Source organism: Candidatus Anaeroferrophillus wilburensis, from assembly GCA_016934315.1.
Classification (GTDB): domain Bacteria; phylum Desulfobacterota; class Anaeroferrophillalia; order Anaeroferrophillales; family Anaeroferrophillaceae; genus Anaeroferrophillus; species Anaeroferrophillus wilburensis.
The window spans coordinates 1-19,525 of sequence record JAFGSY010000020.1; the positions used below are offsets into that span (position 1 = coordinate 1).

Consider the following 19,525-nt stretch of genomic DNA (forward strand, 5'->3'; position numbering starts at 1 on the left):
AAAAAAAGCACCTACGAATTAACGTAAGTGCTTTATTTTATATGGTGAGCCGTGCAGGGATCGAACCTGCGACCCTCTGATTAAAAGTCAGATGCTCTACCAACTGAGCTAACGGCCCCTAAAAAACAGGATGGCATAACTAGCCGATTATCCTTTTTTTGTCAAGAGAAATAAGTCTTTTTATGCATCCTCATGAGGAAAATGGGTTGCGACGGATAATGGTCTCTTCCCTGCCCGGACCTACCGAAACCAGCAGTGCAGGGATGCCCAACTGCTCTTCCAGGAAGGTAATGTAATCCCTTGCCTGGAGCGGCAGGGCGGCAAAATCGCGAATCGCGGTAATATCATCTTTCCAGCCCGGCAGATATCGATAGACAGGCATACACTCCTCCAGCATCTCCGCCGATGAAGGAAAATAGTCAAGCCGCTCGCCCCGATACTCATAGGCTTCACAGACGCCAATCTGGTCCAGGCCGGAAAGGACATCGAGTTTGGTCACGGCAAAGCCATTCAGGCCGTTGACCATAACACTGTAACGCAGGCCGACCAGATCAAGCCAGCCACAACGCCGGGGTCGGCCGGTAGTCGAACCGAACTCCCCGCCACTGTTGCGCAGCATATCTCCCTGTTCGTTGTCCAGTTCAGTAGGAAACGGTCCACTGCCCACCCGAGTGGTGTAGGCTTTGACAACCCCCACCACTTGATTCACCTTGCCCATGCCAAAACCACTCGAGGCACAGGCATTGGCGGCCACTGTCGATGAGGAAGTGACAAAAGGAAAGGTCCCATGGTCAATATCGAGCAGCGTTCCCTGGGCACCCTCAAAAAGAATGCTTTTCCCGGCCGCCACCGCGCCATTGAGAACATAAGCGGTTTTTTTGATCATCGGCCGCAGGATCACCGCGGCCTTCTCCAGTTCGTCAAGGACTTCCTGCGGCGAGGTAGGTTCCTGATCATAGAGCCGCTCAAGCATCAGGTTGTGGCGTTCGACAATGCCGACCACCCGCTCCTTGAGCACTGCACCGCCGGCCAGCAGATCAATAAAACGCAAACCGCAACGGACCATTTTATCCTCATAGGTCGGGCCGATCCCCCGGCCGGTGGTGCCGATCTTCCGGCAGCCCCGGCCTGCCTCCCGCGCCAGATCTATGCGGCGGTGGGTTGGCAGGATGATGTGGGCCTCATCGCTGATCACCAGCTGTGCGAGGGTGTCGCCATATCCTTTGGACTGCAGCTGGCGCAATTCGTCAAGGAGGACGCCGGGATCAACCACCACGCCGCTGCCGATAATGCACTGCTTGCCGGCATGCAGGATGCCTGACGGAATGAGATGAAAAATAAATTTCTCCCCGTCAATAATCAGGGTATGCCCGGCATTGTTGCCGCCTTGAAAGCGTACCACCACATCAGCTGAGGAGGTCCATAAATCGACGACTTTCCCTTTGCCCTCGTCACCCCACTGGGTCCCAATGAGCACCACGTTTGCCATTTTATATCCTTATATCGCCGGGGGAACCACGATGCTCCCCCATGTGGCCCCCGGCCTTTCTCCTGCCACGGCCCACGGTTAGAAGTTGGACTGTTCCCTGATTAGAGGTAGATTTCCTTGGCTGAGACAATATTGGGAAGCTGGAGGAGCCCCTGGAGCATCTCCTGGCTCACCGGTGTATCTATCTGGACCATGGAGATGGACATGCCACCCTCGCTCTCCCGACCAAACTGCATTTTGCCGATATTCACTTTATTTTCACCCAGAAAGGAGCCAATGCTACCAATCACTCCGGGTTTATCGTGGGCATAAATGACCAGGATATGTCCCAGGGGGATGGCTTCAATATCAAATTTATTGATGCCGACAATCCGCGGTTCGCTTTTGCCGAACAACGCTCCTGACACCGTAAAGGAATCACCATTATTACGGCCGATGAGAGAAATCATGCTGGAGAAATTGCCAGCTTCGGCAGTTTTGGATTCCGTCACCGTTATCCCCCGGTCTTTAGCAATCTCGGGGGCATTGACAAAATTCACCATATCGCCAACCATCGGGGTCAGCAAGCCTTTCAGCAAGGCAGTGGTAACCGGAGAAGTATCATGTTCAGACACTTTTCCCTTATAGGCCACCTGCACTTCGCTCAGGCCGCTGGAACCGCCGTCGGCAACCTGGGAGAAAAAGAGTCCCATTTTTTCCGCCAGGGTCAGATAGGGACCGACCACCTTCAGAACCTCGGCACTGACGCTGGGAACATTGAGGGCGTTGGTGATGGTTCCGGTCAGCAGATAATCAGCGATCTGCTCGGCCACCGTGATGGCAACGTTTTCCTGGGCTTCATCCGTGGAAGCACCCAAATGAGGCGTACAGATAAAATTATCAAGGGTGAACAGTGGATGGTCAGCGGCCGGTGGTTCAGCCTCAAACACATCAAAAGCCGCCCCGGCGACAACCCCGGATTTCAAAGCTTCATAGAGGTCGCCTTCATGGATAATACCGCCCCGAGCACAGTTGAGAATCCGCACCCCGCTCTTCATCTTGGCAAAGCTTTCCTTGTTGATCATATGCCGCGTTTCATTGGTCAGGGGCGTATGGACAGTAATATAATCAGCCCGCTGGTAGAGTTCATCCAGGCTGACCCGTTCAATACCCATCTTCACCGCCCGCTCTTCCGAAATGAAGGGGTCAAAGGCAATGACCTTCATCTTCAGACCCAATGCCCGATCGGCAACAATACTGCCGATATTGCCCAGACCGACAATGCCAAGGGTTTTACCAAACAGTTCCTTGCCCATGAATTTGCTTTTTTCCCACTTGCCCGCTTTCATCGACTGGGTCGCCTGGGGGATATTGCGGCTCAGGGCAAACATCATGGAAATCGTGTGTTCGGCGGTAGTAATGGTATTCCCCTGGGGGGTGTTCATGACCACCACCCCCTGTTTGGTCGCCGCCGGGATATCGACATTATCGACCCCGATCCCGGCGCGGCCGACTACCTTCAATTTTTTGGCAGCCGCTAAAATCTCCGCCGTCACCTTGGTGGCGCTGCGGATAGCCAGACCATCATAGTCGCCGATAACAGCGGCCAGCTCGGCTGGCGACATACCCACTTTGACATCAACCTCAATCTCGGAAAACTGCTGAAAAACGGCAATCCCTTTGGGGGACATTTTGTCACTGACTAGCACCTTCATAAAGTCATCCTTACAATTATTTTTTTGCTTTTAAAATCATCTGCGCCGCCCGCACCGCACTGCGCTCGTTCAAATCATAGCCAAGGTCCATGAGCGCCATCTCCAACGCTGACAGGCCGGTAAGGACATCGAGATCATCCACATAGCCTAAATGGGCAAGGCGGAAAATCTTGCCTTTCGCCTGGTCCTGGCCACCGGCTATCGTCACCCCATAGGTAGTCCGCAGCACTTTAACCACATCCTGGCCATCCACCCCTTCCGGGGCAATAACCGCGGTAACCGCATTGGATGGGGCATCGGGGGCATACAGTTCCAGTCCCAATGCCTGGACACCGGCACGGGTGGCACTGGCCAGCCGCTCATGACGGGCAAACACGTTTTCCAGCCCTTCCTCCCTGATCATCTTCAAGACTTCCCGCAAACCGATAATCAGCGATACCGCCGGGGTATAGGCATTCTGGCCCTTCTGGGCATTTTTCAATTCTTTGGCAAAGTCAAAATAGTAGCGGGGCAGCGTCGATTGTTTATTAAAGCCCCAGGCTTTCTGACTCACGGCAGCAAACGCCAGACCGGGAGGCAGCATCAAGGCTTTCTGTGATCCGGTCACCACCACATCCAGACCCCATGCGTCCATCGGCAGATCAAAAACCCCCACGCCGGTAATGGCATCAACAACCAGAATAGTCTGATCATACGATTTGATGACCTCGGCAATCTCTTTCACCGGGTGCATCACCCCGGTCGAGGTTTCACTGGCCTGGATCAGCACACCGCGGACATTGCCTTCACGAGCCAGAAGGTCGGCAATCTCCTGCGGCTTTACCGCTGTTCCCCAGGGGACAGCTATGGTAAGCACCTCAAGCCCGTAACCAGCCGCAATCTGGCCCCACCGTTCACCAAATTTACCCCCATTGACGGTAATCACCTTATCGCCGGGTGAAAACAGGTTGGCAATCGAACCTTCCATCGCCCCGGTGCCGGAAGCGGCGAACACCAGCACCTCTTCCTGGGTCTGAAACAGGTACTTCAGCCCCTCCCGGACTTCTTCAAAAATGGCTTTATAAGCCGGCGCCCGATGGTGCAGAATGGGCATAGACATGACCTGTAAAACGTTCGGGGGAACGGGTGTCGGTCCCGGAGCCAAAAGGTACTGTTTCTTCATGACACTCTCCTGCGTAGTTATAATGATAAAAAGGCGGCGGTTTTCAGCTGCACACTATGTAAAAATTATGTCATCGACTGTCAAGTTAAAAATATCACGTTTTCAATAGGGAAAACCAAAAAAATCATACACTGCCGCAACGGTTGTTCGGCGGCCATCAAAATCAAGGGATTCCGGTAAAATGAATTTATTGAAATCCCTGACGCATCCCGGCAGCAGCGAGCCTACCTGGAAGGGAGCATAGCCATGCAGCTTGGCAATGAGATAACTGGAAAAAAGAGCAAACGGTCCCTGCTGTTCACCGGTCAGGAAAAGACGGTCGCCATTTTTCTTGACCAGAGTGAGATAACAGGAAACAGGTTCATCCTCAGCAATCCCCATGGCGGCCAACGCTGAACTCTGCTGTTCTGCCCAGGAGGTCATGATGGCCAGCCGGTAGCGCAGAAGCCCCGATAAATAGCGCACATAGGGAAGCAGATCAATGGTACCATCACCCACATCCTGTCCTTTGAGACGCTGATACCGTTCATGGCTGAACGGTATTTCCAGAACGATCATCCAGCGTGCCGCATCGGCTTCCCCACGATAGGACACCACCAAGGTCAGCTTCTGAGGATCATACGTCTGTAAATCCCGCTGCAGGGACGGCAGCAGCTCGGTAAAAAAATGACCTGCGCCAGGGGGAACGTTGTTCAGTTCCAAGGTAATCTCCGGCAGCTTTTTTTCAGGTCTGACAACGGCAACCAACGGCCGGAAAACCCAGCCGGTTTTCCCTGCATCGGTGCGAATCTGCACCCAGAGATCCCGCTCCTCCACCACCTCGACTTCATCGTTGGTGTGCAGGCCGAACAGCCGCTTGCTATTTTTCTGGGGTGCACTCCTGACATTCACCGCTGAAGCTTTTACCACGGCCATGACCGTGGGACCAGAACCGGCCAGTGCCAGGCACCGATCAGGAGCATAGAACAACAGCACAAAAATGATCGGTAAAGCAGCAACCAACGGCTGCCGACAACACAGCCGGACAAAGCCAGCCGGAAACCGAGAACCGGCAAACAGCGACTGTTTGGCAAGCTCCACCATGGCAACAAAAGTGCCGCAACCTTCCGGCATCACGGGTTGACAAGTGCTCCGCAGGCCCGGGCAATAGCTTCATAGTCATCAGCCATCAGGGTCCGGGGATCAAAAACCAGCTGTTCATCAACAATTCTGGTGATAATTGGCGGCTGATAGCGCCGGAAAAACTGTTCCAGGCCTGATGCGGTTCGCCCTTCAATCTTCAGGGCCACCAGCCAAGTGGGAATTTCAACCATCGGCAAGGCACCACCCCCGGCCCGGGATATCCCCTGTTTGAGCGTCAGGACAATGGCTTGCGGCTCGACAACCTGCCGGTGGATACAGCGCTGCAGGCGGCGGGCCCGGCGACGCAGTTCAGCCAGGGGTACGGTCAGCATGGCCAGGGTGGGCAGCGAAGCAACCGCCTGTTCCTCATCCAGGTAACATTTCAACACTGCTTCCAGGAAGGCGAGAGTCAGCTTGTCAATCCGCAACGCCCGGTTCAAGGGATGGCGTTTCACCTGGTCAATCAAATCCCTCCGGCCGACGATAATCCCCCCCTGGGGGCCGCCGACTAGCTTGTCACCACTGAAGGTGACCACCCCGATACCGCTTTTTATCACCTGGCTGACCGTTGGTTCGCCACCGATGCCATAGCGGCTCAAGTCGATAAGGCAGCCGCTGCCCAAGTCTTCAACCACCGGCAGTCCATGCTCAGCGGCCAAGGCCACCAAGGCCCGGGAATCAACCTCACTGGTAAAGCCAGAAATGCGATAATTGCTGGTATGAACTTTGAGAATCAGGGCCGTCCGCTCATTGATCGCCTGGGCATAATCCCGCAGATGGGTGCGGTTGGTTGCCCCCACTTCCCGCAGCAGAGCCCCCCCCTGGGTAATCACCTCAGGAATACGGAACGAGCCGCCGATCTCAATCAGCTCACCGCGGGAAATAACAACCTCACGACCCGCCGCCAGGGCGGAAAGCACCAGCAGGACAGCACCGGCATTGTTATTGACCACCATTGCCGCTTCGGCACCGGTCAACCGGCACAGCAGCTCCTCGACATTATCATAACGGATGCCCCGGCGGCCGGAGATCAGGTCATATTCCAGATTGGAGTAGCAACTGGCCACTTCGCCGACCTGGGCCAGCGCTGCCGCCGGCAGCGGTGAACGGCCAAGATTGGTATGCATAACCACCCCGGTTGCATTGATCACCCGCTTCAGCCTGGGGGCCATAACGTCTGTCAACTCCCCGGCAAGACGGTCGAAGAAAACCTGGAGGGTGAACACCTCATCCACGGAAAGGTTCTCCCTGACCACCCGTTCCTTCAGTTCCTGCAGCTGCCGGCGAACCTGGTCAACCACTACTTGGCGGGGGTAGACGGCCAGCAGGGGCTGCATCCGCTCATCACGCAGAAGATCATCAACCGCCGGAATGCGGGCCAAGTTGCTTTGCAGCTTACTGCTTTCCTTCATCGGCAATAGCACTCCTGCACATATCCCTGAAGTTATTGACCCCGATAAAAAACTCCCGCATCATGATAACCCAATAATACATTCCTTTCGGGGTCAGAACCATCAGGTCATTATCCGACCGCAGGCCACCAAGCAAACGGAAAAGGGTTATCTCTTTCCACAGCAGCTGCTCAAAGAGACTGCCGTACTTCCGTCTTACAGCTGCCCGGTCCAAACGAGTACCAAATAGCTTCATCAACAAATCGTAGCGCATCTGTTCCAGCAGGGTGAATTCCTTTTTTGCGGTCACCGGCAAAGCCCCTTTTTCCAGAGCACTGCAATACTCACTGACCGAAAAGGTATTGGATAAAATCGTACCACTGACATAACTGAAGGAACCACTGCCAACCCCGACATATTCATCATAGTCAACAATATACTCATCAATCATTGATTTTTTACGGGAGAAGCACCAGGCCGAGCCAGGCGTATAGTGGGCCGACAGGCGGCGCAGAATCAGCTGATAAAAACGCTTTTCCTGGGCGTAATCCACTTTACCCAGGGTTTTTCTGATCGCCTTTTCGTTCGACGTTGAAGCCATCAACGGATAGAAGGTGACCTGATCAGCAGGGATCCGGTTGATGACCTCCAGATCCCGCTCCATGATCTGCTCCGTCTGGGTCGGAAAATTGAAAATCATATCGACATTCAAGGTATCAAAAGTCCCCGTATACTCTTTCAACCGCGCTTCAATCTCCGCACCGCTGCCATATTTGTGGTAACGCTCCATAGACTGCAGCAGACCATCGTCAAAGCTCTGGACGCCAACGGACAGCCGGTTGACGCCGGCTGTCTTCAACGTGGAAACAATATCATCCGTCAAGTGGTTGGGATTGGTTTCCACCGAAATCTCCCTGACCGGAAACAATGATCGTATTTCAGTCAGGGTCTCCACCAGTTCATCCACCAGTACGGTGGGCGTGCCACCACCGACATAGACCCCGTTAAAATGATAATTTTTATCCTTATACCAGCGGATTTCCTGACGCAAAGCAGCAAAATAGCGGCGGGCGGTCTTTTCGTTGAACGCGTAGCGATTGAATGAGCAATAGGGACACAATTGCTCACAGAAAGGGATATGAACGTAGAGCAGATATTGCTGTCCCGGCCGGCCTGCAGGAACATCGATACTGTCATACTGTTTAAAGGTCAGATACTGCTGATTTAAATGACGCAAAAATCTCGTCATTAACGGTTCAATAATCATCGGATAGATCCTTGGATAAACGACAATCAGAACGAAGCCTGCCGCCATCACCTTATTATGATGGCTTCGCGATGACTCTCCATCTTCGTTAAGCTGCAACCAGCGTTAGTACGGCGTATGGCAGAAACAACCCTGTCTCAAATTTTGCCCGCCAAAGGACACCAGCACACCTCGAAACCGATAGCGGTTACGGTGCCACGATGTCAGAAATTGTTTCGAGCCGCCGCCTTTCAACCCGTCATCAGAGATCATGCAGATGTGTCAAAAGCGGACAAGAGATATGAGATATCGCAACTTCCTGCAAATGTCCACAAAAAACTAGCTGATTTTTGTTTGACAATGGCGGAAAAATTGTTTATGAATTGGCAACTTTTAAACTCCATGCAGGTTCGGCAAACATAGATATTTTCTGGGCCATTTTGGATCGCAAGGGAGGAGATGATGATGCCGGTTATTACCGTTTCAAAGGAGTATGGCTCCGGAGGCAAGGAAATTGCCGAAAAATTGGCTCAAGTGCTGAACATTGACTACTTTGACAAGGAAATTGTCGAGCAGGTTGCGGCCCAAACCAGGGTAAGTACGGAAAACGTCCTCGATTACGAAGAGGAGCGGCATATCAGCTTGCGGGCTTATCTCTCCCGGGTTATCGATGTTGACTTCCTGAAGCAGGAGAAGGAGAAGGAACCGGTAGAATTTGATGAAAATACCGAATACGATGTCCGGGATAAAATCCCCTTTTCATATGGTAATTTCGGCTGGATTGACAGTGATATCTACCGGGAGATGATTGTCCGGGCAATCAGTAGCTTGGGACAGCGGCAACATGTCCTGATTGTCGGTCGAGGCGGCCAGTGCATCCTCAGAGACCACCCAAATGCCATCCATATCCGGGTGGTGGCCGATTTCGCTGATCGGGTTGAACGGGTTATGGCCGGCAACGGCAACCTGAGCAAAAGCAAAGCGGAGAAGTTGGTCAAAGATATGGATAAAAAGAGTCGGGAATATATCAAATATTACTTCAAGGCAGACTGGGCTGACCCGCTCTGCTATAATGTCGTACTGAATACCAGCCGGATTTCCCCGGATAGGGCAGTATCATGGCTTTCCACCCTGGCAATCGAGGCAAGAACGAAATAGCATACCTGTGAGACTGTTGGCGCCCTGAGAGCGCCTGACCAGCAACATGCCGCTTGGATCCCTGTGTGCAAGGGACTGAGACGGGGGGTCATACACGATCTACGATATTACGGATGGCGTCAGCCGATCCTATCCCGTGTAGCCTGCCCTTTCTCCTGTGGCAGGCTTTTTTATTTGATGGCTTCGGACAAACTTCAGCACGTCAACCTTCGTCACTGCCGCGTACGGGCACATACGCCGCAGTCATCAGGTTTTGTGCACCGCTCATCTGGAGCTTTGTCCCATCACTTGATGGACTTTTTACGGGTTCATCTTTATTGCAAGGAGTAAAAAGATGACAGACAAACCAGTTACCATCGCCCATATCCAGGAGATGAAAAACCGTGGAGAAAAAATTTCCATGGTCACCGGCTATGATTACCCCTTCGCCCGACTGCTTGACCAAAGCGGCATAGACATGATTCTGGTGGGAGATTCCGTCGGCGTGGTGGTGGCCGGCTACCCCAACACCCTGCCGGTCACCGTTGATGAAATGATCTACCACGGCCGGGCCGTCATGCGAGGCAGTCAACGGGCGTTGGTAGTTATTGATATGCCATTCATGAGTTATCAGATCAGCATTGAGGACGCCAAACGTCAAGCCGGTCGGATCATGCAGCAAACAGGAGCGGCAGCGGTTAAACTGGAGGGCGGCGTTTCAATGGCCGCCACCATTGAGGCGCTGGTCAGCATCGGCATCCCGGTTCTGGGGCATATTGGTCTTACCCCCCAGGCGGTCAACCAACTGGGTGGCTTCAAAGTCCAGCGCGAGAAGGAGCGTCTGCTTGCCGATGCCAGGGCGGTTGCCGATGCCGGCGCCTTTGGCGTGGTCATTGAATGTGTACCTGCCGATATCGCGGCCGAGATTACCGGGGCCATTGACATCCCTACCATTGGCATCGGGGCCGGACCGGAATGTGACGGGCAGGTTCTGGTTCTCCATGATCTGCTGGGACTTTTCGACCGTTTCCGGCCTTCTTTTGTTAAACAGTACGCCAATCTGGGACCAACAATCACCAAAGCCCTACAGCAGTATCATCAGGAGGTCAAAGAGGGAACCTTCCCCTCGGCGGAATACAGCTTTAAATAAGGACAAACCGCCCAGTTTAAGGGCCAGCAAGAAATGCAGTTGAAAAATGAAGATTTTTGAACACCCAGACCAGATGCAGCGCTATGCACTCGCGCAACGGGCCAACGGAAAAACCATCGCTGTTGTCCCGACCATGGGCTACCTGCACCAGGGACATGTTTCACTGATGGAAAAGGCCAGAGCGGCGACTGACCTGGTTATTGCCACCATCTTTGTCAACCCGATGCAGTTCGGCCCCCGGGAAGATCTGGCGACCTATCCCCGTAATTTAGAGGGCGACAAGAAAACCTGTGAGCAGGCGGGCGTTGACGTTATTTTCACCCCGCCGATGGAGGCAATGTATCCACCAGCCTTTCAAACCTCGGTTGCTGTTTCCGGAGTTACCACCGGGTTATGCGGTGCCCGACGACCGGGACACTTTACCGGCGTCACCACCGTAGTCGCCAAGCTCTTCAATCTTACCATGCCGCATAAAGCCTTTTTTGGTGAAAAAGATTACCAGCAGTTGGTAACCATCAAGAGGATGGTTGCTGACCTTAATTTCCCCATTGAAATCATTGGTGTACCGATTGTCCGGGAGGCGGACGGCCTGGCCATGAGCTCCCGCAACACCTACCTCTCCGCTGCCGAACGACACGCTGCCCTCTCCCTTTCCCAAGGACTTTTTCGGGCTCAAGAAGCTTTCCAAAAAGGCGAACGGCACACCGCAACCCTGAAACAGATCATAGAGAAAACCATTGATAAAACTCCTGGCACTTTGTGCCAGCTGGAATATCTGGCCATCTGCAACCCTGAAACCCTGGAGGAGTTGGAAAACACCGGCGATCGGGCCCTGATAGCCCTGGCCGCTCAGGTCGGCACCACCAGACTGATTGACAATATCATCCTGCGATAAAGGAGCACCCATCCCATGTTGCGAACCATGTTTAAATCCAAGATCCACCGGGCTACGGTCACCGATGCCAACCTTGCCTATGAAGGAAGCATCACCATCGATAACAGCCTTTTACAAGCGGCGGATATTCTTCCCCACGAATTGGTCCACATTTACAATCTCACCAACGGCGCCCGCTTTACCACCTATGTTATCGAAGGAAAAGCAGACAGCGGCGAGATCTGCATCAACGGTGCCGCCGCCCGGTTGGCCCGCAAGGGAGATATGGTTATCATCGCCACCTATGTCCAGGCAAACGAGGAGGAGATAGCCCGGCTTCGGCCAATCAATATCCTGGTGGATGCCCGCAACAGGATCGTTAAAAAATAGCAACTCTTTTTGAATCATAAAAAAACCGGCTGTCTGATATCAGGCAGCCGGTTTTTTTATGGTTAGGATACTCGTCGTATATCTAGATACCAAAGCGTCTCTTTTTAGCCAGACGTTTCAGCGCTTCAAGATGTTTCTTTTTCTTGCGCACACTGGGTTTTTCATAATGACGCCGTTTTTTCAACTCACGAAATAAACCTGACTTATTCAGCTTATTTTTCAGCAACTTAATTGCCCGCTCAACATCATTATCAATGACCTTAATTTCCATCGAGTTCCCTTCTTCCTAACACACCTTAGATATGATAGCTTTATAAATCCCCGGGGCCCGTCTACACCGCAGCTCCCAATGCGACCAGCGACAAAAAGAGGGAATGATATACTAAACCTCGGGATGGATGTCAATATATTTTTCGTATAATGCGGCGATCCGGTCTAGAAGGCGCCGTTGACCATTGGCAGAGGCATCAACCACAGTGACAACCTCATCGGGACGCCAGGACAAAGGGGAAAAAATCTTTTTTTCCAACTCCCTGGTAAGCTTTTCCATGTTCCCCAGACTGCCCAAAGAGCTGACGTTTTTGCCATAGCGATCACGCAGATCGGCAAACCGATGGTCAAGAGAGACAATCTCTACGTGCTTCACCCGTTTATCAGCATAAAAAACCAGCTCCTTTTCATCCACCGGTTGCCATGGAGCTGGTTCAAGATGAATGTGATGTCTGACGACCATGGCGACCTCGGAAAAGCCGAGGGCCTCTAGCCACTGGCCGCCCAACAAGGCATGGTCAACACCGGTTGTGATCGACTCAAGTTTGGCGATATCATGGAGCAGGCCGGCAGCAGCCAGCAACGACATATCTTGATCCAGCCCCTGCACCCTTAAAGCCTCTCCCAGAACCACCGCAATCTTAGTAACCACAACACTGTGGCCAACAATATGAACCGGCACCCGATAATCCCGCAACAGGGAAAAACAGGTTTCCAGATCAGGAATCATTGGCATTCCTCCGGCAGAGTGAAAGCACCATATTCTCCATAACAATCAGTTCAGGAACAGACGAGGATTTTAACCGGCGGTCAATCTCAGCAAGCAATTGAAAACTTTGGACCAGGCGTGGCAGGGGGAAATGGCTTGTCTGTCGCCGCAGTTTCTGAACCACAAAGGGCGGCACCCGTAAATCTCTCGCCAGCTCACTGACAGATTTTCCCCGGTTTGCCGGCGCCCCGGCCAAAGCCAGCAGCCGGTAATGGCGGACCACCATGCTGACAATAACCAGGGGAACGGTTTTGTCCCGCAACAGGCGATTCAGCACCCTCAGAGAGGTTGCTGTCCTGCCGGCCCCCAACTCGTCAACCAGGGCAAAAATATTGCCGGCCACCGTACCGCAGCCCATCAGCTCCAGATCGCCATCGTTGACCACACCTCCAGGGCCGACAAAAAGAGCCAGTTTTTCAACCTCCCGCAGGATGAGCTGGACCCTGGCATCGTGGTAATGGATAAGAATATCCAGCACCGACGGGGAAAAGGTCACCCCATAGGTACTGCCATACTGAACAATCAAGCGGCGAAGGTCTTCGGGTTTGAAGCCATCGGTCTTGATAACCGTGCCATATTTCCTTGCCGAGCGAACCAGCAGCGAACGACCGTCAAGGCGCTCCCCGGCAGTCAGAAATAGAAAAACACTGGGGTCACCCTGGCGCCGGGCAAGCCACTCGGTAAGCAGTTCAACATCGTCCTTTTTCACCCCGTCCAGATGGCTCAGGACAATAATCTTCTTAGCCGCAAACAGGGATCCGGCATCCCAGGCGGACAACTCCTCCACCAGGGAAATCCGTGAATAATCATACTGTTCAACGGTGACCTCTTCCTGTTCTTTCAGCAGCTGTTTCAGGGATGAGAGGAGAAACGCAACGGGATAGGTTTCTTGACCGTAGAGCAGACAGCAGCCGAACTCAGCTGCAGGGGCGGCAGCCTGCTGCAGGCACTTGCGGAGCGAGGATAACATCAGAAGTCGATAAACAGCCGGTCATGAATATTTTCTGCCAACACCTTGCAGACACGCGCAATTGCCACCCGCTTGCGGGTTTGGACGTCGTTCGGTTCGCCGCTTGTATGGTACTCTTCAACTTCATGCATGTTGCCGTTCTGCCAGACAACTATGTCCTGCCGCACATCCCGGATCACCACCTCAATCCGCACCCGGACCCGGTACTCATAGGCCCGGTCATTGCCGGAATAGGAGATGCTGGTGTTGCTGACCTCCTTAACGGCGCCGCTGATCACCAGATCGGCGTCAGCCTGATCAACCATCCGCAACCGTTTACTGCGGGAAAATTCGCCCACCAGGGCATTGGTGAGATAGGTATCCACCAGGCTTTCATACGTCTGGTTGGCAAAAGGGGTAATGGCCACGGTTTTAAGGTGTTCAGGCAGTGCGCCGCCTGAACCCTGAAAATGATAACCAAGACAGGCGGAAAAGAGGAAAATACTGGCAAACAGCAGGAGGGGGAGGAAACTATGCTTGACTGATTTCATCAGCACCTTCATAAAAAACACATTTCTGGCGGCCATCTTTTCTGGAACTGCAGATCACCATAACACTGATAACCACCTTTTCAAACAACTATATTAACCAGTTTCTGCGGCACCACAATAAATTTTCTCACCGGCTTCCCGGCCAGATATTGTTGCACCTTCTCACTCGCCAGCACCTGCCGCTCAAGATCCTCACGGCTGATCTGGGCGTCAACGGTCAACCGGTCGCGCAGCTTGCCGTTCACCTGGACCACCAGCAGCACCGTAACCGTTGTTATGGATTCAGGATCATGGGCTGGTACCGGAGCATACGACAACTCCCCATCATGGCCCAGCTGCTGCCACAACTCCTCGGCTATATGGGGCACAATGGGCGCCAGTAGCAGAAGCACCGTTTCCACCGCTTCCCTGATCACCTGTCGGGCCGGAGCATCGGCCTCGCCAACGGTTTCCACGTAAGGTTTCAATTCATTGACCAGTTCCATGACCGCACTGATGGCCGTATTGAAATGAAACCGGTCTTCAATATCAGCAACAACTTTTTTTATCGTCTGGTGGGTCTTGCGACGTAGTGGTTTGAGCTGCTCAGGAAGAGCCGCAAAAGAACCCTGGTAGGCGGCAACATCGTTAATCGCCGGCAGCACTGCATACACCAGCCGCCATAACCGATGCAGGAACCGATAGGCACCTTCCACCCCCTGGTCGCTCCACTCCAGGTCAAGTTCCGGTGGAGCGGCAAAAAGGCTGAACATCCTGGCCGTATCAGCACCATATTTTTGAATCAGGAGATCGGGGTCGACAACGTTGCCCTTCGACTTGGACATCTTGGAACCATCCTTGATGACCATCCCCTGGGTCAACAGGCGGGTAAAAGGTTCAGCAAAATCGACATAGCCGAGATCACGCAGCACCCGAGTGAAAAACCGCGAGTACAACAGGTGCAGAATGGCGTGTTCAATACCGCCGATATACTGATCAACCGGCAGCCAGTAGGAAACCGCCTGGCGGTCAAAGGGAGCCTGATCAAAAGCAGCACAGGCATAACGAATATAGTACCAGGAAGACTCCACAAAGGTATCCATGGTATCCGTTTCCCGGCGGGCCGGCCGGCCACAAACCGGGCAGACCGTCGTCACGAAATCCTGACTGGCGGCCAGCGGCGACCCTCCCGCCCCTGACAGGGCAACCTCTTTCGGGAGAATAACCGGCAGATCGCTTACGGGAACCGGAACCGTACCACAACTGTCGCAGTAGATAATGGGGATGGGCGCTCCCCAATAGCGCTGCCGGGAAATACCCCAGTCGCGCAACCGATAGGTAACGGTTTTCTTCCCTTTGCCGGCAGCTGTCAGGTGAGCAGCAATCTCTTCCAGGGCTTCCCGGTTGTCAATCCCGTTGAAGGGTCCGGAGTTAACCAACGTTCCCGGACCGGTATAGGCTTCAGTCATGGCTGCCGGATCCAACAGTGGACCATCGGGCTGGATCACAACCACAATGGGCAGCTCATATTGCCTGGCAAATTCAAAATCCCGCTGATCGTGGGCCGGCACCGCCATCACGGCGCCGGTTCCATAGCCAAGCAGAACAAAGTTGGCCAGATACACGGGCATTTCCTGGCCGGTAACCGGATTGACGCAGTAGCGGCCGGTGAACACCCCTTCTTTTTCCAAAGACCCCAGCTCACGGTCACTCACCTGCTGCCGGCGGCAGCGCTGAATAAACTCCTCCACCACCGCTGCCTGCCCCGTTCCCTCGGCCAGTTTCCGGGCCATGGGATGTTCCGGCGCCAAGCTCATGAAGGTGGCCCCATACAGGGTATCCTGGCGGGTGGTAAAAACCGTAATATCGCCGTCCATGCCGGCGAGGGGAAAAACAATATTGGCCCCCGTGCTTCTGCCAATCCAGTTCTTCTGCATGGTGGTAACCCGCTCAGGCCAGCCCGGCAGATCATCACACCCATCAAGCAACTCCTGCGCGTAGTCCGTAATCCGGTAAAACCACTGGTTCAACTCGCGCGACTCCACATCACAACCACAACGCCAGCAGAGGCCAGCCTCCACCTGTTCATTGGCAAGCACGGTCTGGCACTGTTCACACCAGTTCACCTGGGATTTTTTCTTATAGGCCAGCCCCTTAGCATACATCTGCAGGAAAAAAAGCTGTTCCCAACGGTAATAGGAGGGGTCACAGGTAGCCAGCTCGCGACTCCAGTCATAGCTGAATCCCATGCGCTTCAGTTGCTGCCGCATGGCATCGATATTGTCCCTGGTCCAGACCGCCGGGTGAATCTGGCGTTCGATGGCGGCATTTTCAGCCGGCATCCCGAAAGCATCCCAGCCCATGGGATGGAGGACATTACGCCCTTTCATCCGCTGGTAACGGGCCACCACATCACCAATGGAATAGTTTCGCACATGCCCCATGTGAATTTTGCCGGAAGGATAAGGAAACATCTCCAGCAGATAGTATTTTTCTCCCGCACCATCGGCAGCAGCAAAGGTTTTCTCCTGTTCCCAGTGGGCCTGCCACTTGAGTTCTACTGCCTGGGGGTTATACTGTTGTTCCATTACCGTTTCCCGTATCACGACAACTATCAATCATTATGAAGCATATCCGACGGGTGTCTAAAGCCCCTGCCGTTTCTCCTGTTTTTCCTGTTCCTCCTTGCAGGTAATGCACAGAGGTGCCACCGGCCGGGCTTCCAAACGCCCCAGGGAGATCTCATCATCACAGGCTTCACAGATACCATAAGTGCCATTTTCTATTTTGGCCAATGCTTCATCAATCTTTTTAATCAGGTGAGCTTCCCGCCCCCGGATGCGAAACAAAAGGTTATGATCAACCTCCACCGAAGCCGCATCGGCATCATCCATGAGATCTTCTCGGTTGGTGTAGATGTCACCCCGTTTCAGTTGATCAACTTTTTCAAGGATAGCCTCTTTTTCCTGCAGCAGCAGCGCCTTGAAATGTTCCAGTTGCTCTTGCGTTAACATGCGATTACCCCTTTCTTAACGACCATAGCCATCCTTAACCTTTTCCAGGATCAGCATGGGTATGGTATCTGTCCAACATGTAAAAACAACACCCGCAGCAATCAATAGTGTCGGCGGTCATATCTTCCGGCTGACGACCCCCGGAGGTCAGCACCCAACGCCAACGCCGGGAAACTTTCAGCCAGGAAAAAAGATGGCGAAGTTTATACTAATTCAGCAGGCAAATCAACCAAAAGTTGAGGATATCGATGCCGGGTGAAAGGGCTATGGCGACCGGAGTGACTAGGGAACATACCTGGGAAGTATCAAACAGACAACAGCACTAGCCCACAGTGGCAGAGAGATTACACAGAAAAAGGTTGGCCAATCATACCGGAATCAAACCGTAGGTGAAACCTGCTGGCCAGCCATCATCCGGCAGCACCGTGTGCCGTAAGCAGGAGCAGTTCACGGACCACCTTGGCAGCGACAATGGCAGCAATGGCGGCAGGATCAGCGGGGGGGGAAAGTTCCACCACATCACAGGCAACAACCTGCAAGGCCGATAGGGAATAAAGTGCCTGCAGCAGTTCAGCAACCGATACTCCACCTGGTTCGGGCGTACCGGTTCCCGGGAAACAACCGGGGTCCAGGATATCCAGATCAAGCGACAGATAGACAGGCCGGCCGGATAGCTTTCCGGCCACCTCAGACACCTGATCAAGAGCAGCAGGATAAAAATTGGTATGGGCCAAGCCATAGGCATATTCATCCCGGGTGCCCGAGCGAATGCCAAACTGGTAGAGATTCCCGGGACCAACCTGCTCAGCCACCCGACGCATGACCGTAGCGTGGGAAAGGGGTTCCCCCATATAAGTATCACGCAAATCGGCATGGGCATCAAAATGAATAACTGCCAGATCAGGATGCCGCTCCATGACCGCCTCAATGATCGGCAAGGTCACCAGATGCTCGCCGCCAATAAACAGGGGCAGCGTTTCGTGACTCATCAGCAGGGCCGCAGCGTCCCGGATCATGGCAAGGGCACGCGTCGTATTACCAAAGGGCAAGTCAAGATCTCCCAGATCACCGATTTCCAGGTCATCAAGATCGCGCTGCAATGCGTAGCTGAAGGTCTCCAGCCCGTGGGAAACGTCCCGCAAGGCAGCCGGGGCAAAACGGCTGCCAGGCTTGTAAGAGCTGGTACCATCAAAGGGTAGGCCAAGCAGTACCTGTGCCGGGGGAGCTTCCAGGCTGGCCGCCCGGGCGGCCAGGAAGCGGCCTTGGGGAACCAACATTAGACTGACTCCGCCAGCTGATTGTCAATCAGACCGGCCAGTTCACGGTAGATGAAATTCGGCAGGGAAAAAGCCTGGCGATGCATGCCAGCATTATAATAGCCCAGCTGATCAGTAAAGGGAGTCGTTGATCGGCGGTCAAAAGCAACCGCAGGATTGATATCCCCCTTCACCGCACACAAAAAGCTCCACGTCCCGGTAGGATAGGTGGGGATATGCCCCAGGTAAAGAAAAAGCCGGTCGAAGGCCGCCTTGACAAAGGCACATTGTTCCCGCTGGAGCTTCAGGTAGTAGGCAGAAAAGGAGGTTGCCGCCTGAGAAACCAGGATCCCCTGCGGCCGCAGAGCGGCGTAACAGTCCCGGTAGAAGGATTCCGTAAACAGGTGTTCGCCCGGCCCAATGGGATCGGTGGAGTCCACAATGATCAGATCATACTGATTTTCATGCTCTTTGACGAACTCCATCCCGTCCCGATAATGAATGGTCAGCCGCGGGTCATCGAGCTTCACATTGAGGGTTGGGAAAAATTTTCTTGAAGCCATGACAACCGCCTCATCGATTTCAACCATATCAACCCTGGTCAGCTGGGGATAACGGAGCAACTCCCGGGCCGTACCTCCATCACCGCCGCCGATAACCAGGACACGGCGGGCATCGGGAAGGCAGGCAGAGGGAACATGGGTAATCAGTTCATGGTAGACAAACTCATCTTTCTCCGTCAACATCACCAGGCCGTCGAGCAGCATGATCCGGCCATACTCTTCAGTTTCAATAACGTCAAGCTGCTGAAAAGGGGTTTTTTCCTGATGTACATGTCTGGTTGCCCGCAGAGAAAAACGGGTCCCGGATGAGTGCTCTTCCGTGTACCATAATTCCATAATTCACCACCTGGAACAGTCCGGTTGGCCGTCGCCAACCAAGAACGTTTCTCCGTTAAATAGCTGTAATTGTCTGAAAACATCAGGGGTTAGGGATTGGCAGTGGTTTTGGCTGCCCTAAACCACCTGGGTGATAATGCCTGGCAACGATCACCAAAGCCGGACAGCCGGTAGTAGCCCCGG

The 19,525-nt window shown here is 53.6% G+C and carries 18 protein-coding genes and 1 tRNA gene; 4 read left to right on the forward strand and 15 right to left on the reverse strand.

All coding sequences use genetic code 11. The features are described 5' to 3' along the window. Window positions 1-42: 42 nt before the first annotated feature. The 7 genes from JXO50_04480 to JXO50_04510 form a co-directional block, all read right to left on the reverse strand. Window positions 43-118, reverse strand: a tRNA-Lys gene (locus tag JXO50_04480). 72 nt (window positions 119-190) lie between these two features. Further along, on the reverse strand, window positions 191-1,489 hold the full coding sequence (locus tag JXO50_04485; protein MBN2332347.1) for an adenylosuccinate synthase: 1,299 nt from the start codon (window positions 1,487-1,489) through the stop codon (window positions 191-193). Between the two features lie 101 nt (window positions 1,490-1,590). Further along, window positions 1,591-3,183, reverse strand: a complete 1,593-nt coding sequence (locus tag JXO50_04490) for a phosphoglycerate dehydrogenase (protein ID MBN2332348.1) — start codon at window positions 3,181-3,183, stop codon at window positions 1,591-1,593. Window positions 3,184-3,199: 16 nt separating this feature from the next. After that, window positions 3,200-4,345 (reverse strand): alanine--glyoxylate aminotransferase family protein, encoded by a 1,146-nt coding sequence (locus JXO50_04495; protein MBN2332349.1) that lies wholly within the window; start codon window positions 4,343-4,345, stop codon window positions 3,200-3,202. A 102-nt stretch (window positions 4,346-4,447) separates the two neighbouring features. Then, window positions 4,448-5,461: an SH3 domain-containing protein gene (locus JXO50_04500; protein MBN2332350.1), complete on the reverse strand. Its 1,014-nt coding sequence runs from the start codon at window positions 5,459-5,461 to the stop codon at window positions 4,448-4,450. Next, window positions 5,458-6,879, reverse strand: coding sequence for an L-seryl-tRNA(Sec) selenium transferase (locus tag JXO50_04505; GenBank protein MBN2332351.1), 1,422 nt, complete (start codon window positions 6,877-6,879; stop codon window positions 5,458-5,460). The genes JXO50_04500 and JXO50_04505 overlap by 4 nt, the downstream gene beginning before the upstream one ends. Next, complete coding sequence (locus JXO50_04510) at window positions 6,863-8,125, reverse strand: coproporphyrinogen III oxidase family protein (GenBank protein MBN2332352.1); 1,263 nt, start codon at window positions 8,123-8,125, stop codon at window positions 6,863-6,865. Before JXO50_04510 ends, JXO50_04505 begins: the two co-directional genes overlap by 17 nt. A gap of 438 nt (window positions 8,126-8,563) precedes the next feature. Here JXO50_04510 and JXO50_04515 point away from each other — a divergent pair, with 438 nt between their 5' ends. From JXO50_04515 to JXO50_04530, 4 genes are all read left to right on the forward strand, one after another. Beyond that, window positions 8,564-9,262, forward strand: coding sequence for a cytidylate kinase-like family protein (locus JXO50_04515; protein MBN2332353.1), 699 nt, complete (start codon window positions 8,564-8,566; stop codon window positions 9,260-9,262). A 334-nt stretch (window positions 9,263-9,596) separates the two neighbouring features. After that, complete coding sequence (gene panB, locus JXO50_04520; protein ID MBN2332354.1) at window positions 9,597-10,391, forward strand: 3-methyl-2-oxobutanoate hydroxymethyltransferase; 795 nt, start codon at window positions 9,597-9,599, stop codon at window positions 10,389-10,391. Window positions 10,392-10,437: 46 nt separating this feature from the next. Then, complete coding sequence (locus JXO50_04525) at window positions 10,438-11,286, forward strand: pantoate--beta-alanine ligase (protein MBN2332355.1); 849 nt, start codon at window positions 10,438-10,440, stop codon at window positions 11,284-11,286. A gap of 15 nt (window positions 11,287-11,301) precedes the next feature. Beyond that, window positions 11,302-11,655, forward strand: coding sequence for an aspartate 1-decarboxylase (locus JXO50_04530; protein MBN2332356.1), 354 nt, complete (start codon window positions 11,302-11,304; stop codon window positions 11,653-11,655). A gap of 82 nt (window positions 11,656-11,737) precedes the next feature. Here JXO50_04530 and rpsU read toward each other — a convergent pair whose 3' ends face one another. From rpsU to speE, 8 genes are all read right to left on the reverse strand, one after another. Then, entirely contained in the window at window positions 11,738-11,926 is a 189-nt protein-coding gene (gene rpsU / locus JXO50_04535; GenBank protein MBN2332357.1) for a 30S ribosomal protein S21, read from the reverse strand. A 111-nt stretch (window positions 11,927-12,037) separates the two neighbouring features. Next, window positions 12,038-12,655 (reverse strand): HD domain-containing protein, encoded by a 618-nt coding sequence (locus JXO50_04540; protein ID MBN2332358.1) that lies wholly within the window; start codon window positions 12,653-12,655, stop codon window positions 12,038-12,040. After that, complete coding sequence (gene holA, locus JXO50_04545; GenBank protein MBN2332359.1) at window positions 12,645-13,664, reverse strand: DNA polymerase III subunit delta; 1,020 nt, start codon at window positions 13,662-13,664, stop codon at window positions 12,645-12,647. Before holA ends, JXO50_04540 begins: the two co-directional genes overlap by 11 nt. Then, window positions 13,664-14,194 carry an LptE family protein gene (locus tag JXO50_04550; GenBank protein MBN2332360.1) on the reverse strand — a complete coding sequence of 177 codons (531 nt, stop codon included), beginning with the start codon at window positions 14,192-14,194 and terminating at the stop codon, window positions 13,664-13,666. Before JXO50_04550 ends, holA begins: the two co-directional genes overlap by 1 nt. An 80-nt stretch (window positions 14,195-14,274) precedes the next feature. Then, on the reverse strand, window positions 14,275-16,761 hold the full coding sequence (locus JXO50_04555) for a leucine--tRNA ligase (GenBank protein ID MBN2332361.1): 2,487 nt from the start codon (window positions 16,759-16,761) through the stop codon (window positions 14,275-14,277). A gap of 57 nt (window positions 16,762-16,818) precedes the next feature. After that, window positions 16,819-17,187: an RNA polymerase-binding protein DksA gene (gene dksA, locus JXO50_04560; GenBank protein ID MBN2332362.1), complete on the reverse strand. Its 369-nt coding sequence runs from the start codon at window positions 17,185-17,187 to the stop codon at window positions 16,819-16,821. Window positions 17,188-17,597: 410 nt separating this feature from the next. Continuing rightward, window positions 17,598-18,464 carry an agmatinase gene (gene speB, locus JXO50_04565; GenBank protein MBN2332363.1) on the reverse strand — a complete coding sequence of 289 codons (867 nt, stop codon included), beginning with the start codon at window positions 18,462-18,464 and terminating at the stop codon, window positions 17,598-17,600. Continuing rightward, window positions 18,464-19,342 (reverse strand): polyamine aminopropyltransferase, encoded by an 879-nt coding sequence (speE, locus tag JXO50_04570; protein ID MBN2332364.1) that lies wholly within the window; start codon window positions 19,340-19,342, stop codon window positions 18,464-18,466. The genes speB and speE overlap by 1 nt, the downstream gene beginning before the upstream one ends. Between the last annotated feature and the right edge of the window lie 183 nt (window positions 19,343-19,525).

Coding starts and splice junctions, on each gene's coding strand:
- speB (MBN2332363.1), bottom strand. CDS start 18,464: ATGTTGGTTCCCCAAGGCCGCTTCCTGGCCGCCCGGGCGGCCAGCCTG.
- JXO50_04525 (MBN2332355.1), top strand. CDS start 10,438: ATGAAGATTTTTGAACACCCAGACCAGATGCAGCGCTATGCACTCGCG.
- JXO50_04530 (MBN2332356.1), top strand. CDS start 11,302: ATGTTGCGAACCATGTTTAAATCCAAGATCCACCGGGCTACGGTCACC.
- JXO50_04495 (MBN2332349.1), bottom strand. CDS start 4,345: ATGAAGAAACAGTACCTTTTGGCTCCGGGACCGACACCCGTTCCCCCG.
- holA (MBN2332359.1), bottom strand. CDS start 13,664: ATGTTATCCTCGCTCCGCAAGTGCCTGCAGCAGGCTGCCGCCCCTGCA.
- JXO50_04510 (MBN2332352.1), bottom strand. CDS start 8,125: ATGATTATTGAACCGTTAATGACGAGATTTTTGCGTCATTTAAATCAG.
- JXO50_04505 (MBN2332351.1), bottom strand. CDS start 6,879: ATGAAGGAAAGCAGTAAGCTGCAAAGCAACTTGGCCCGCATTCCGGCG.
- dksA (MBN2332362.1), bottom strand. CDS start 17,187: ATGTTAACGCAAGAGCAACTGGAACATTTCAAGGCGCTGCTGCTGCAG.
- JXO50_04540 (MBN2332358.1), bottom strand. CDS start 12,655: ATGATTCCTGATCTGGAAACCTGTTTTTCCCTGTTGCGGGATTATCGG.
- rpsU (MBN2332357.1), bottom strand. CDS start 11,926: ATGGAAATTAAGGTCATTGATAATGATGTTGAGCGGGCAATTAAGTTG.
- JXO50_04490 (MBN2332348.1), bottom strand. CDS start 3,183: ATGAAGGTGCTAGTCAGTGACAAAATGTCCCCCAAAGGGATTGCCGTT.
- JXO50_04515 (MBN2332353.1), top strand. CDS start 8,564: ATGATGATGCCGGTTATTACCGTTTCAAAGGAGTATGGCTCCGGAGGC.
- speE (MBN2332364.1), bottom strand. CDS start 19,342: ATGGAATTATGGTACACGGAAGAGCACTCATCCGGGACCCGTTTTTCT.
- JXO50_04550 (MBN2332360.1), bottom strand. CDS start 14,194: ATGAAATCAGTCAAGCATAGTTTCCTCCCCCTCCTGCTGTTTGCCAGT.
- JXO50_04485 (MBN2332347.1), bottom strand. CDS start 1,489: ATGGCAAACGTGGTGCTCATTGGGACCCAGTGGGGTGACGAGGGCAAA.
- panB (MBN2332354.1), top strand. CDS start 9,597: ATGACAGACAAACCAGTTACCATCGCCCATATCCAGGAGATGAAAAAC.
- JXO50_04555 (MBN2332361.1), bottom strand. CDS start 16,761: ATGGAACAACAGTATAACCCCCAGGCAGTAGAACTCAAGTGGCAGGCC.